Source organism: Roseinatronobacter sp. NSM, from assembly GCF_052379845.1.
Classification (GTDB): domain Bacteria; phylum Pseudomonadota; class Alphaproteobacteria; order Rhodobacterales; family Rhodobacteraceae; genus Roseinatronobacter.
The window spans coordinates 1-14,075 of the sequence record NZ_JBQTCF010000019.1 but is presented as its reverse complement, the minus strand read 5'-3'; the positions used below and the strand labels follow the sequence as shown (position 1 = coordinate 14,075).

The 14,075-nt window shown below is 57.7% G+C and carries 13 protein-coding genes; 11 read left to right on the top strand and 2 right to left on the bottom strand.

Features of this window, described 5'->3' with window-relative positions; all coding sequences use genetic code 11:
* Positions 1-91 precede the first annotated feature (91 nt).
* From ACTZWY_RS11445 to ACTZWY_RS11405, 9 genes are all read left to right on the top strand, one after another.
* Positions 92-376: a hypothetical protein gene (locus ACTZWY_RS11445; protein WP_444790844.1), complete on the top strand. Its 285-nt coding sequence runs from the start codon at positions 92-94 to the stop codon at positions 374-376.
* Between the two features lie 5 nt (positions 377-381).
* Positions 382-990 carry a glutathione S-transferase gene (locus ACTZWY_RS11440; RefSeq protein ID WP_444790899.1) on the top strand — a complete coding sequence of 203 codons (609 nt, stop codon included), beginning with the start codon at positions 382-384 and terminating at the stop codon, positions 988-990.
* 255 nt (positions 991-1,245) lie between these two features.
* Positions 1,246-1,809, top strand: a complete 564-nt coding sequence (gene petA, locus ACTZWY_RS11435) for a ubiquinol-cytochrome c reductase iron-sulfur subunit (protein ID WP_444790843.1) — start codon at positions 1,246-1,248, stop codon at positions 1,807-1,809.
* A 14-nt stretch (positions 1,810-1,823) separates the two neighbouring features.
* Positions 1,824-3,173 carry a cytochrome b gene (locus ACTZWY_RS11430; RefSeq protein WP_444790842.1) on the top strand — a complete coding sequence of 450 codons (1,350 nt, stop codon included), beginning with the start codon at positions 1,824-1,826 and terminating at the stop codon, positions 3,171-3,173.
* Positions 3,174-3,196: 23 nt separating this feature from the next.
* The gene (locus ACTZWY_RS11425) at positions 3,197-3,985 is read left to right on the top strand and encodes a cytochrome c1 (protein ID WP_444790841.1); all 789 of its coding nucleotides are present in this window, start codon (positions 3,197-3,199) and stop codon (positions 3,983-3,985) included.
* A 127-nt stretch (positions 3,986-4,112) separates the two neighbouring features.
* Positions 4,113-4,976 carry a DMT family transporter gene (locus ACTZWY_RS11420; protein WP_444790840.1) on the top strand — a complete coding sequence of 288 codons (864 nt, stop codon included), beginning with the start codon at positions 4,113-4,115 and terminating at the stop codon, positions 4,974-4,976.
* A 61-nt stretch (positions 4,977-5,037) separates the two neighbouring features.
* Positions 5,038-6,312, top strand: a complete 1,275-nt coding sequence (gene eno / locus ACTZWY_RS11415) for a phosphopyruvate hydratase (RefSeq protein WP_444790839.1) — start codon at positions 5,038-5,040, stop codon at positions 6,310-6,312.
* Positions 6,313-6,720: 408 nt separating this feature from the next.
* Entirely contained in the window at positions 6,721-6,960 is a 240-nt protein-coding gene (locus tag ACTZWY_RS11410; protein ID WP_444790838.1) for a hypothetical protein, read from the top strand.
* Between the two features lie 488 nt (positions 6,961-7,448).
* Positions 7,449-10,070, top strand: coding sequence for a histidine kinase N-terminal 7TM domain-containing protein (locus ACTZWY_RS11405; RefSeq protein WP_444790837.1), 2,622 nt, complete (start codon positions 7,449-7,451; stop codon positions 10,068-10,070).
* Between the two features lie 33 nt (positions 10,071-10,103).
* On the opposite strand, the gene ACTZWY_RS11400 is transcribed toward ACTZWY_RS11405, so the two are convergent.
* Together ACTZWY_RS11400 and secG are read right to left on the bottom strand one after the other, a co-directional pair.
* Positions 10,104-11,747, bottom strand: a complete 1,644-nt coding sequence (locus tag ACTZWY_RS11400) for a CTP synthase (RefSeq protein ID WP_444790836.1) — start codon at positions 11,745-11,747, stop codon at positions 10,104-10,106.
* Between the two features lie 165 nt (positions 11,748-11,912).
* Positions 11,913-12,272: a preprotein translocase subunit SecG gene (gene secG / locus ACTZWY_RS11395; RefSeq protein ID WP_444790835.1), complete on the bottom strand. Its 360-nt coding sequence runs from the start codon at positions 12,270-12,272 to the stop codon at positions 11,913-11,915.
* 167 nt (positions 12,273-12,439) lie between these two features.
* On the opposite strand from secG, the gene ACTZWY_RS11390 reads away from it, so the two are divergent.
* Positions 12,440-13,732 carry an adenylosuccinate synthase gene (locus ACTZWY_RS11390; RefSeq protein WP_444790834.1) on the top strand — a complete coding sequence of 431 codons (1,293 nt, stop codon included), beginning with the start codon at positions 12,440-12,442 and terminating at the stop codon, positions 13,730-13,732.
* Positions 13,732-13,956, top strand: a complete 225-nt coding sequence (locus tag ACTZWY_RS11385) for a DUF2842 domain-containing protein (RefSeq protein ID WP_444790833.1) — start codon at positions 13,732-13,734, stop codon at positions 13,954-13,956. The genes ACTZWY_RS11390 and ACTZWY_RS11385 overlap by 1 nt, the downstream gene beginning before the upstream one ends.
* Positions 13,957-14,075 lie beyond the last annotated feature (119 nt).

The window sequence follows — 14,075 nt, the reverse complement described above, 5'->3', positions numbered from 1 at the left end:
CTGCACATCCGCAGGGCCAGATTGTCGGCAAGGTGAATGGACAAATCCGCAACTTTTGCTACTCTTGCCCAAACTGTTCGGGAGATACGCCGTGGCATTGCCCCTTGCCCCCATCGCTGCTGTCGCTGTCAAATACGGTGCATTGGCCCTTGCCGGCTATGTTGTTGCCCGTCAGGTGCGCCCCGGCCATATTGCCCAGCCCGTCGAGGATGCCTTGGACAAGATGCCCGAAGGCATATCCATTACGCAACCGCGCGATGCCGACCAGATCAACAGCACCGCGCGCCTGCGCAGAATCATAAGGCTGGGCCATGGCAGCCGCGGTGTGGAACTGGATGCCGCGTTTCTGGCCCGCATCAGGCTGCGGTGGGTCTGATGGCGCTGACCCTGTATTACAGCCCGACATCACCCTATGCCCGCAAGGTTATGGTGCTGGCACATGAAGCGGGCATAGCATCCGATCTGGCCATCATCACGGGATCAGGCACACCGCTGGACAGCGGCCAAGCCCCCCTTGCCCATAACCCGTTGGGCAAAGTTCCGACACTGACGCGCGACGACGGCCCTGCAATTTATGACAGCCGTGTGATTTGCGCCTATCTGGACAGCATCGCGCAAGCAGGGCTGTATCCGGACGGCGCGCGGCGCTGGGACGCCCTGACGCTGGAGGCAATGGCCGATGGCATTCTGGATGCCGCGCTGGCCATAGTCTATGAATCCCGCCTGCGCCCCGAGGAAATGCGCTTCGCCCCCTTCGTCGAGGGGCAGTGGCAGAAGGTCGCGCGCAGCCTTGATGTGCTGGAAACCCGCTGGCTGGGGTATCTGTCCGGTCCGGTCTGCATAGGCCAGATCGCCACCGCCTGCGCGCTGTCCTATCTGGACCTGCGCCATGGGCCCCGCGACTGGCGCGCAGGACATCCCGAACTGGCGGATTGGCACCAGAAATTCGCCCAACGCGGCAGCATGCTGGCCACAGCACCCCCTGCCTAGCCGCGCCCGGGATGTGCGGTCTGCGGCCGCGGCAAGACCGAACGCAACACGCTTGCGGGGTTTGTGGTTGCGCTCACAATGTGGCTTCTGAATCAAAATGCCCTGAAAAACCACTCACCTGCGACACCATTGCCCGCTTTCGCGGCTGGACGGGCTATGGATTCCCCGCTAAATACCCAAACCATGGGGCTGCGGCAATGTTGTGGCCCGATCCTATTCTGCAGCCCTCGTACCCATTGAAAAGGGAGAATGCTTGTGTCCCATGCTGACGACAACGAAAGCACCCGTAGGGATTTCATCTATTACGCCACAGCAGGTGCGGGCGTTGTAACAGTTGGCGCAGCTGTCTGGCCACTGGTGAATCAGATGAACCCTTCGGCTGATGTTCAGGCACTTTCATCGATTTTTGTTGATGTCGGCGGTCTGGAACCCGGCGGCCAGATCACCGTCAACTTTCTGGGCAAACCCGTCTTCATTCGTCGCCGCACCGAGACGGAGATCGAAGAAGGCCGCGCCGTCACACTGGACCAGTTGTCCATCGATCGCGCATCGCAAAACCCCAACAAGCCCGGAACCGATGCGCTGGACGAAAACCGCACCATGGATGAAGCGGGCGAATGGTTGGTAATGACCGGCGTTTGCACCCATCTGGGCTGTGTGCCGCTGGGCAACGGCGCTGGCGATTTTAACGGCTGGTTCTGCCCGTGCCACGGGTCGCATTATGACACCGCAGGGCGTATCCGCCGCGGTCCGGCACCGGAAAACCTGCATATTCCGGTGGCGACTTTCGTTGACGACACCACAATCCAGCTCGGCTAAGGGAGGAAACACCCATGTCTGGTATCCCACACGATCATTACGAGCCGACGACGAACGCTGAAAAGTGGGTTCATCGCAGGCTTCCGATTGTCGGACTGATCTATGACACAATCATGATCCCGACCCCCAAGAACCTGAACTGGATGTGGATCTGGGGCATTGTTTTGATGTTCTGTCTGATCCTGCAAATTGTGACCGGCATTGTTCTGGTCATGCATTACACGCCGCATGCGGACATGGCCTTTGCCAGTGTCGAGCATATCATGCGCAATGTGAATGGCGGCTTCATGCTGCGGTATTTGCACCAGAACGGCGCCATGCTGTTCTTCGCGGCAGTGTATATCCACATTTTCCGGGGCCTGTATTACGGCAGCTATAAAACCCCGCGCGAAATCACGTGGATTATCGGCATGCTGATTTACCTGCTGATGATGGCCACCGCGTTTATGGGCTATGTTCTGCCATGGGGCCAGATGTCCTTCTGGGGTGCCACCGTTATTACGGGCCTGTTCGGCGCGATTCCCGGCATTGGCGAGCCGCTGCAAATGTGGCTGCTGGGCGGGCCAGCCGTGGGCAATGCCACGCTGAACCGTTTCTTCAGCCTGCATTATCTGCTGCCCTTCGTCATTCTGGGCCTGTCGATCCTGCATATCTGGGCCTTCCACACCACGGGCAACAACAACCCCACAGGTGTTGACGTGCGCCGCGCATCCAAAGAAGAAGCTGCGAAAGACACGCTGCCCTTCTGGCCCTATTTCGTCATCAAGGACCTGTTCGCGCTGGTGCTTATTCTGGCGGGCTTCTGGGCGCTGGTTGGTTTCATGCCCGGCTTCCTGGGCCATGCCGACAACTACATCGAGGCGAACCCGCTGGTAACGCCGTCGCATATTGTGCCGGAATGGTATTTCTTGCCCTTCTACGCCATTTTGCGCGCCTTTACCTCTGATGTTTGGGTGGTGATGGCGGTAAACTGGCTGTCCTTCGGGATTATCGATGCGGCTTTCTTCGGGGTTCTGGCAATGTTTGCGTCCATTTTCGTCATGGCGCTGGTGCCATGGCTGGACACATCGTCAGTGCGTTCGGGCCGGTATCGTCCCATGTTCAAATGGTGGTTTTGGTTGCTGGTGGTCGATTTCTTTGTGCTGATGTGGGCAGGTGCCATGCCGGCGGAAGGGATCTATACCAACATCGCGCTGATCGGCACGGCCTATTGGTTCGCATATTTCCTGGTCATCCTGCCTATCCTTGGCGTGATCGAGAAACCCTTGCCGCAGCCCGAAACCATCGAAGCTGACTTCAAGGCCAGTCTGAAAAAGAAATCCGGTGGTTCCGGCCCCTCGCCCGAACAAATCCCGGCCGAGTGAGATCAGGAAACAGGAGAGATATGATGTTCAAGAAACTCGCTGCTTCCGCCCTCATGGCAGCAACTTTGGCAGCAACCCCGGCCTTCTCGGCCGGGGGGCTGGGCGAGATAACCGATTTCAGCTTTTCGTTCGAAGGGCCATTCGGGGTCTATGATCGCAACCAGTTGCAACGCGGCCTTCAGGTCTATACCGAGGTATGCTCCAGCTGCCACGGCTTGGAATTCGTCGCATTCCGCACGCTAAGTGACCGCAACGGGCCAGAATTGCCCGACGACCAGATGCGCGCCTATGCGGAAATGTATGAAATCTGGGACGCAGAGTTGCGCGACTGGCGCACAGCGGCAGGGCCGGACCATTTCCCCGAATCGCAGTTCGAAGGGGCACCTGATCTTAGCTTGATGGCTAAAGCGCGTGTCGGCTTCGCCGGGCCATATGGTTTGGGCCTGAACCAGCTTTTCCGCGGTTTGGGCGGGCCGGAATATATTGCATCCTTCCTGACCGGATACACCGGCGAAGAGGACTTTCAGGCGGGTACACTGTTTTACTACAACGCGGCCTATGATGGCTGGGTGTCAATGAACCCGGTGTTGTTCGATGATATGATCGAATATGCCGACGGCACCCCCGCCACCGAGGAACAAATGGCGCAGGACGTTGCTGCATTCCTGATGTGGACCGCTGAACCCAAACTGGTTGAACGCAAGCGCGCTGGTTTTGTGGGCGTCATCTTCCTGTCGGTTCTGGCGGCATTGCTGTATCTGACCAACAAGCAATTGTGGGCACCAATCAAGCGCGCAGCAAAGCAAGACTAGGCAATAGATCCTATCATAACCCATTGAAAAGCGCGCCCGGATCGGCGCGCTTTTTGCTTTTCCTCTTTCAAATTCAGGGCGCAGCTTGTAGCCCTTGATCAAGTTCACATGTGAAAGACCCTACCCCATGACCGACAATCTGCGCGGCGCTGTTCTTATGTCCCTTGCGATGGCGGGCTTTGCGTTGGAAGACATGTTTATCAAGCTGTTGGCAGATACCCTGCCGGTCGGCCAGATCCTTGTGTTACTGGGCGCAGGCGGTGCTGTCGCATTTGGCGCAATCGCCCACCGCAAGGGGCAACAAGTGCTTTCGCCCGCGCTGCTGACGCCGGCGCTGTTGTTGCGCAATGCTGCGGAAATTGTGGGGACCGTCGGCTTTGTTCTTGCGTTTGTGTTGGCAAGTCTGGCCACCGCTTCTGCCATTTTGCAGGCCGCGCCCTTGGTTGTCACCCTTGGCGCAGTGCTGTTTCTGGGCGAAAAGGTGGGCTGGCGCCGCTGGAGTGCGATTGCCCTTGGCTTCTTCGGTGTGATGCTGATTGTCCGGCCCGGCATGTCCGGGTTTGAACCCGCATCCCTTTTTGCGATCATCGGGGTTATCGGTCTGGCCGGGCGTGACCTGGCAACACGTGTGATTCCGCGTGCCGTGTCCAGCTACCAGATTTCATCATGGGCCTTCGCCATGTTGGTTCCCGCAGGATTTTTCCTGATGGCGGCAATGGGCCATTCTGTGATCATCCCGTCACTGGCCCAGCTTGCAACACTGGGTGCCGCGCTTTCGGTCGGGGTGCTGGCCTATTACGCGCTTGTAGCGTCCATGCGGGTGGGCGAATTGTCCTTCGTGACACCGTTCAGATATACACGCATGCTATTTGCATTGGTGGTCGCGGTGCTGGTGTTCGGGGAACGCCCTGACGGGATAACCTTGTTGGGGGCTGCAATTATTGTCGCGGCCGGGCTGTTCACGCTGTGGCGGGAAACGAAAGTGGCCTAGAACTTGTCATGTTCTGCCGCTATAGGAAGCTGAAACCGTTTCCAGCGAACAGGGGCACCGCATGAGCACGATCATTGATATTATTGGCCGCGAGATATTGGACAGCCGGGGCAACCCGACCGTTGAGGTGGACGTCATTCTTGAAGATGGCACCATGGGCCGCGCCGCAGTGCCGTCCGGTGCGTCCACAGGCGCGCACGAGGCCGTGGAGCGCCGCGATGGCGACAAATCGCGTTACATGGGCAAGGGCGTGTTGGAAGCCGTTGCCGCAGTGAATGGCGAATTGGCCGAAGCGCTGGTGGGTTTTGACGCCACTGAACAGGTCGCTATTGACGCGGCCATGCTGGAACTGGACGGCACCCCCAACAAGGCGCGCCTGGGTGCGAATGCCATTCTGGGCGTCTCGTTGGCTGTGGCCAAGGCGGCTGCGGACTATACAGGCCAGCCGCTGTTTCGTTATGTGGGCGGCACATCAGCGCGCACCCTGCCCGTTCCCATGATGAATATCATCAATGGCGGCGAACATGCCGACAACCCGATCGATATTCAGGAATTCATGATCATGCCGGTTTCCGCAACCAGCATCCGCGAAGCCGTTCGCATGGGCGCAGAAGTGTTCCACACCCTGAAAAAAGAACTTTCCGCTGCTGGCCTGTCCACTGGCATCGGGGATGAGGGCGGATTTGCCCCGAACCTGTCATCCACGCGCGATGCGTTGGATTTCATTCTGAAATCCATTGAAAAAGCAGGCTACACCCCCGGCGAGGATATCTGCCTTGCGCTGGATTGCGCCGCGACCGAGTATTTCAAGAACGGCAAGTATGAGATGGTGGGCGAAGGCAAATCCCTGACACCGGCGGAAAATGTCGACTATCTGGCAGCACTTGTTGCCGATTACCCCATCATCAGCATCGAAGACGGCTGCGCCGAGGACGACTGGGACGGCTGGAAACTGCTGACAGACCGACTGGGCGCGTCGGTCCAGTTGGTGGGCGATGACCTGTTCGTCACCAACCCCGTGCGTCTGGCCGAAGGCATTGAAAAAGGCTGCGGTAATTCACTGTTGGTCAAGGTCAACCAGATCGGCACATTGACCGAAACCCTGGCCGCTGTGGACATGGCCCACCGCGCACGCATGACATGCGTTATGTCCCATCGGTCCGGCGAAACCGAAGATGCAACAATCGCCGATCTGGCCGTAGCCACCAATTGCGGGCAAATCAAGACCGGCTCGCTTGCACGGTCAGACCGGCTGGCAAAATACAACCAGTTGATCCGGATTGAGGAAATGCTGGGCGAAACAGCGGTTTTCGCGGGCCGCAGCATTTTGCGCTGAAACGCTTTGGAACAGATTGCGCAAAAGTGGGAACCGGTTTTGCGCAATCTGCAGTAAGCAACATGTCAAGGGGGCAGCCAGAACGCTGTCCCCTTTTTTGGTGCAAATGCGCCGGCACCCACTTGTTAACCATAAGTAAAGAAATTCGCTTTTTTAACAGAATATTAAATCCCTCCTGTTAACCTGTTGACCTGAATTATATCCATCAATCAATTGGAGGGGGATATGCCGATTCTTCCAACGACACCTGCAAATGGTCCAATCGCGCCCAGTCACCGCGAACCTTTGGCACAATTGATGCAACCGCACGCGTCGCGCGGGGGGGCACCGACTGCAAAAAGCCTTATCTCAACAGCCGTCCAACAAGGGCAAGCCCTGACCAAGGCAGATCTTTCGTCATCGCGGCCAATGGCTTCACCGCAGGACAAGCGCAACCGCCTTGTTGGCCCACCGCCTTCATTTGAAGTGAATGTCATACAACACCTGCGCGAATCTCTTGCTGAACCCGCAAACGTCGCAATAGAAGAAGACAACGCGCAGGCCGAACCTAGTCAGGCCAAGGTACCGCATGACGGTTACCATATTCTTTCGCAATTGACACCAAACGCAGTGGACGACACCACGGCGCATGTGGATGTCACCCTTTAGGCAGGACACCAGCCAGTTTGAACGCACCGCTGCTATGCGGCATCTGGTCATGCGCCAGACGCAGCGGAACGATTACCTGCAACGTGTCTGCACGTCGCAGCCTGTGCGTTTCCGGCGTGGGCGGTTTGGAATATGTTGTGCAGAAGCCTATTTTGGCATGCTGAAACGAGGAAGCCATTGCGGCACAGGGTGGCGCGTGAATGCCCATGAACGCAGCAGGGCCTGAATGAAAGTCATCTGTGTGTTTATTGCTTTCGAAATGCATTCGCTTCGGGTTGCAGCATTCTCAAATCGCAAAAGTCTGTAAAAATTTTCTCGAAAATGCTATAATATCGCAGCGTTTGCGGCTGTGCCAACCTGTGCATGTGGCTTTGCAACTTGCAAAACCGCCCTCAGAAACGTAGGGTTTTTTTGCTGTTTTATGCGGAATTTCCTATGCTCACTTTCCATTGCTTGGCGCGTCAATCAAGGCACTGGACGGCTTTGTAATGCAGTGCGTGTTATCCGCATCATTCGACACGGCAACTGCCGCAATCCTTGTTCTTTGGGCCGGGCTGGCTGTGCTGACGGTCAGCATTGCGAAACAGGCGCCTTTTTCGGGCAAAGGGTTCTGCGTGACAGCGCATCTTGTCATGCTGGGATGGCTGGCAGCCGCCATTCTGGAAATGTCCACGACGCTTGAACACTGCAAGGTGACCTTCGCGCTGATGGCGTGGCCGATGATTGTGCTTCTGCCAACCGTCTGGGCCTTCTTCTTGCACGCCTATGCATTCGGGCGGCGTCAGGGTTTGGCGCGATGGGAACAGACCGCCCTGGTGGGCGGTCCCCTGATCATAACCTTGATGGCCTTCACCAATCCGTGGCATGGCCTGTTCTATGGGCCTGAAACAGCCATGTTGGAAATTGACGGCCGATTGTCAGTGCAATATCAGCATGGGCCACTATTTTACGGCGCTGCAGCATATCTGTATGTGTTCTTGCTGGCCGCGGTTGGCATTGGGCTTTCGGGCATGTGGCTGGCCAATCCCGCCTATCGCGCGCATTTCGGCATGTTGCTGGCGATCACCCTGTTTCCTGTTGCGGGAAATCTGGCCTATATTCTGGGCGGGGTGACACTATTTGGGTTTGACCCGACACCGTTCATGTTTGCGTTAGTGTTGTTTTTATTCACTTGGATGATGGTCATAACCCGCCCGTTCGACCTGTCGACGATTGGCCGCGATCTGTTGTTCTTCACCACGCGCGACCCTACCATTATGGTGGACACAACCGGGCGCGTCATGACAACGAACACCGCCGCCCAAAAGGTGTTTGGCAATGCTGGCATTCTGCTGGACCGCGGGGCACCCTTGCCATCAGACGCGCCCGCTGCACTGCTGCTGGACACCATGCAAGACGACGCCCAGCCGCCCCAGACCACACGACTGTCAATCGCAGGGCGCATATACGCCACACAAGTCGTTGCGGTAAACCGCCCCCTTAGGCACAAGACAGCGCGCATGGGTTGGTTAATATCGTTGATCGACATTACCGATGTCCTGACACTGCAGGACGAACTGCGCGGAGAGCGCGATTTTCTTGCGCGCGTTCTGGAAACCGACATCGCCGGAATGCTGGCATTCGGGCGCAACGGGCGAATTGTCTTTGCGAATGCAGAAGTCGAACGCTTGCTGGGTGTCGGCCCCGGCGGCTGTATTGGCAAGCACTATGCGGACCCCGGCTGGGGCATTACCGAACTGGACGGCAGTCCCATATCCGCCAGCGAAGAATTGGTGTCGCACGCCCTGAGCAATAACGAATCGCTACGCGATATACGCATTTCGGTGCAACGGCCTGATGGGACACGGCGCGCCGTATCACTGAACGCCACCCCCTTGCAGGTAAACGGCAATGCCGCGCGCGTTGTGTGTTCCTTGGTGGACATTACCGACCATCTGTCCACACAGGCGGCATTGCGCGACGCCGCAGCCCGCGCCAAAGCGGCAAACGCCGCCAAATCCGCATTTCTGGCAAATATGAGCCATGAAATCCGCACCCCGCTGACCGGCATTCTGGGCATGGCCGATGTGTTGGCCGATAGCGAATTGTCGCCAGAGCAGCACGGCATGATCACCACAATCCGCGATTCGGGCTGGAATTTGCTGTCCCTTCTGAACGACATCCTTGATTTGGCACAGGTGGAGGCGGGCAAACTGACGCTTGACCCCAAACCGTTCAACCTGAACACCCTTCTGACCCAGCTACGGGCGCTTCATCATGGCGCTGCCCGCGCGAAGGGGCTGGAATTCCACGTTGACTACCGGGGGGATCGCGCGGAACAGCGCATCGGGGATTCAACCCGAATTACACAGATCATGCAAAACCTGATCGGCAATGCCATAAAGTTTACGCCAGCGGGCCAGATCACAGTGCAGGTTGATGCAACCAGTCCCGATTGCGTGGAATTCACGGTCATCGACACCGGCATCGGGATGACGCAGGAACAGTCGCTTCGCGTATTCGAGGAATTCGAACAAGCCGAATCCGGCATCGCCCGGCGTTACGGGGGAACCGGCCTTGGGCTGGCAATTGTGCGGCGACTGGTTGACATGATGAACGGGGAAATCATCGTCAAATCCGTGCAGGGAAGAGGCACAGAAATAGCTGTCAGGTTAAACTTGCCAGTGCAGAAGGCCCCGTCCAACACGCAGCCCGCCCGTCAGGACAACAAAACGCGACCAGATGCTGAAAACCTGATCGGGCGCAAAGTTCTGGTGGCCGACGACACGGCCACCAACCGCATGATCATGCAAATCATGCTGGGACAACTTGGCATCGATGCGTCCTTTGCGGAAAACGGCGCCGAAGCCTGCGCTTTATGGCGCGAACAGGATTTCGATTTGGTTATTCTGGACATCTCCATGCCGGTCATGGACGGCATAGAAGCCTTCACCACGATCCTGCAAGAGGCCAAGGAAACAGGCCGCCCCCGCCCGCGCGCTATCGCGGCAACCGCGAATGTGATGAAAGACCAGATTGCAACCTATCTTGCCGTAGGTTTCACCGACATATTGCCAAAACCCATCAACAGGCAGGAACTGGCGCGTGTTGTGTCAAACGCCCTGAAATAGCCTGCCCCGCCGCCTGTTGAATACTAGGCCGCGTCACACCAGACGCGACACATCAACCGCGGCGCGCACGAAATCAGCAAACAGGGGATGGGGTTCAAATGGCTTGGATTTCAGTTCGGGGTGGAACTGCACACCAATAAACCACGGATGGCCTTCATGTTCGACAATCTCGGGCAATTTTCCATCGGGTGACAGGCCAGAGAATGTCAGACCCACCCCTTCAAGGGCGGCGCGAAACTGGGTGTCCACCTCATAGCGGTGACGATGGCGTTCCTCGATGCGGGTTGCGCCATAAATGCGGGCCACATTCGACCCCTCTTTCAGATGGGCGGTATAGGCCCCAAGGCGCATGGTGCCGCCCTTGTCATCGCCCACTTTGCGTTCCACCTTGTGGTTGCCCTGCACCCATTCCTTCAGGTGATAGACAACAGGGGTAAACCGCTTCTTGCCAGCCTCGAAATCGAATTCTTCCGATCCCGCATCAGGGATACCGGCCAGGTTGCGGGCCGCTTCGATACAGGCCATCTGCATGCCCAGACAAATGCCGAAATAGGGAATTTTCTTTTCGCGGGCATAGGTTGCCGCGCGAATTTTCCCTTCGGTTCCGCGTTCGCCAAACCCGCCGGGCACCAGAATTGCGTGGAAACGTTCCAGCGCCGGGCCCGGATCCTCGCGGTCGAACACTTCCGCATCGATCCATTCAACATGCACTTTCACGCGGTTGGCAATGCCGCCGTGGATCAGCGCTTCCTTGATGGATTTATACGCATCTTCCAGCTGGACATACTTGCCGACAATGGCAATGCGCACTTCACCTTCTGGGTTTTGCAGGCGGTCCAGCACATCTTCCCAGCGGTCCAGGTTCGGGCGCGGCGCAGGGGTTATGCCAAACACATCCAGAACCGCCTGATCCAGCCCCGCACGATGATAGGCCAGCGGCGCTTCATAAATGGATTTCAGGTCATAGGCGGGAATGACGGCTTCGGGGCGCACATTGCAAAACAGCGCAATTTTCTGGCGTTCCTTTTCGGGGATGGGCTGTTCAGACCGGCACACCAGCACGTCAGGCGCAATCCCGATGGATTGCAGTTCCTTGACGGAATGCTGCGTGGGTTTGGTTTTCAATTCCCCGCTGGCGGTCAGATAGGGCAGCAAGGTCAGATGCATGAAAATGCACTGCCCGCGCGGGCGTTCATGGCTGAACTGGCGGATAGCCTCAAAAAATGGCAGCCCTTCAATGTCGCCCACTGTGCCGCCAATCTCGCACAGCATGAAATCAACCTCATCCTCGCCCACGGCAAGAAAGTCCTTAATCTCATTCGTGACATGGGGAATGACCTGAATGGTCTTGCCCAGATAATCGCCGCGGCGTTCCTTTTCCAGCACGTTGGAATAAATGCGCCCTGACGACACCGAATCAGTGCGGCGCGCGGCCACGCCCGTGAAGCGTTCATAATGCCCAAGGTCCAGATCGGTTTCCGCACCGTCATCGGTGACAAACACTTCGCCATGTTCAAACGGCGACATGGTGCCGGGGTCGACATTCAGGTAGGGGTCCAGCTTGCGCAACCGCACCGTGAAGCCGCGCGCTTGCAACAAGGCACCCAATGCAGCAGATGCAAGCCCCTTGCCAAGGCTGGAAACAACGCCACCAGTTACGAAAATATAACGTGCCATGGTCGAAACGACCCCCCGTGATCATGTATTTCGGCGGAAGCGGGGCGCGTGCAAAACCCCAAGTATCACGGGGTTCAAGCCATAGCCTAAAATGCCCGCAACCGCAAGCCAGCCGCTAGATAGGGGCACACAAAAAATGCACCCCGCAAGAAATTGTGGTTTGCCTTAATCTGCGGCCGGTGGGGCCAGCGTGTCGTCAGCAGCAGGCGGCGGCAGCAAGCTGTCGGTTGTGGGCAGGGCTGGCACACTGGAACTGGACGGTGTGGGAACACCCAGACGGTCCAGCACAGACACGCTGGCCGATTGTTGCGCGGCAATCACTGTCAGTGCCAGCGACGTGGCGATAAACGCGATTGCCAGACCCCATGTCAGTTTTGCCATTGCTGTCAACGGCGGGCGGCCTGCCTGCGGGCTGCCATCGCCACCACCAATACCCAAACCACCCCCCTCGGAGCGCTGCACCAGCACGACGCCAATCAGCGTCAGCGCCAGGAGAAGATGGACAATCAGCACGACATTTTGCATCAGGAACAACCCGCTTTTTCTGTTCCCGCTTACTTAGGCGCTTGGGCCATTGCCCGCAACCCCTGTTTCCCGCACAGCAGGGGCGGGCCGATACGTTATTTCGGGTTTTACAGCGCGCAGCGAAGCGCTATGACAGGCGGCGGTTTGCAAGTCAAAGGGGACCATTCATGGCCAATGTCGTGGTAGTCGGCGCCCAATGGGGTGACGAAGGTAAAGGCAAGATTGTAGACTGGCTGTCAGAACGTGCCGATGTGGTGGCGCGGTTTCAGGGCGGCCATAATGCCGGGCACACACTGGTTGTTGATGGCAAGGTCTACAAGTTGCATGCGCTGCCGTCAGGCGTGGTGCGTGGCGGCAAATTGTCGGTCATCGGCAATGGCGTCGTTCTGGACCCGTGGCACCTGCTGCAAGAGATTGAGACGATCCGCGCCCAAGGCGTGGACATTACCCCAGAAACCCTGATGATTGCTGAAAACACGCCACTGATTCTGCCCTTCCATGGCGAACTTGACCGCGCGCGCGAAAGCCAGAACGCAGTGGCCAAAATTGGCACCACCGGGCGCGGCATTGGCCCATGCTATGAAGACAAGGTTGGCCGCCGCGTCATCCGCGTGGCGGATCTGGCCGATGATGCGACTTTGCAAATGCGGGTGGATCGCGCGTTGGTGCACCATAACGCCTTGCGCGCGGGGCTGGGCCTGGGCGAAGTTGACCGCAACGCCCTACTAGCGCAATTGCGTGACATCGCGCCCGAAATCCTGAAATATGCAGCACCTGTCTGGAAAGTGCTGAACGACAAGCGCAAGGCAGGGAAGCGTATTCTGTTCGAAGGCGCGCAAGGTGCCCTTCTGGATGTGGATTTCGGCACCTATCCTTATGTCACCTCGTCCAACGTGATCGCGGGGCAGGCTGCGACGGGTGTGGGGGTGGGGCCGGGCGCGATTGATTTTGTGCTGGGCATTGTGAAGGCTTACACGACCCGCGTGGGCGAAGGTCCCTTCCCGACGGAATTGCATGACGCAGATGGCCAGCGGCTGGGCGAGCGCGGGCATGAATTCGGCACCACAACAGGCCGCAAGCGGCGCTGCGGCTGGTTTGACGCCTGCCTGTTGCGCCAGACCTGCGCGACAAGCGGCGTGAATGGCATTGCGCTGACGAAGCTGGATGTTCTGGACGGGTTCGATGTGCTGAAAATCTGTGTGGGCTATGAACTGGACGGCAAGCAGCTGGACTACCTGCCCACAGCGGCAGATCAGCAGGCGCGCTGCGTGCCAATTTATGAGGAACTGCCGGGCTGGAGTGAGTCGACCGAAGGCGCGCGGCGCTGGGCAGACCTGCCCGCGAACGCCATCAAATACGTTCGCCGCGTCGAGGAGTTGATTGATTGCCCTGTCGCGCTACTTTCAACATCACCGGAACGCGACGACACCATCCTTGTAACAGACCCGTTTGAAGACTGATGACCTTATCATGGAAAGCCAGACGACGTTGGGCGCTTTTTGCGCTGGTGGTGGCACTGCCGCTATATATCGTTGTAACTGTGAATGTGATTGACCTGTTTGACAGGCCGCCATTTCTGGTGGAACTGGCAATTTACATAGCGCTGGGAATTGTCTGGACATTCCCGTTAAAGCGGTTGTTCAAAGGGGTCGGCCAACCTGACCCTGACGCGCCCAAGGAATAAGCCAGCCCTGCTCAATATGCAAAAGGCCCCGAACATGGTTCGGGGCCTCAGACTGCTGACAAACCCGGTCATTTTGGCCGGGTTTGTTTTTGGTGGAGGGTGATTTGAGGGTGTTGCCC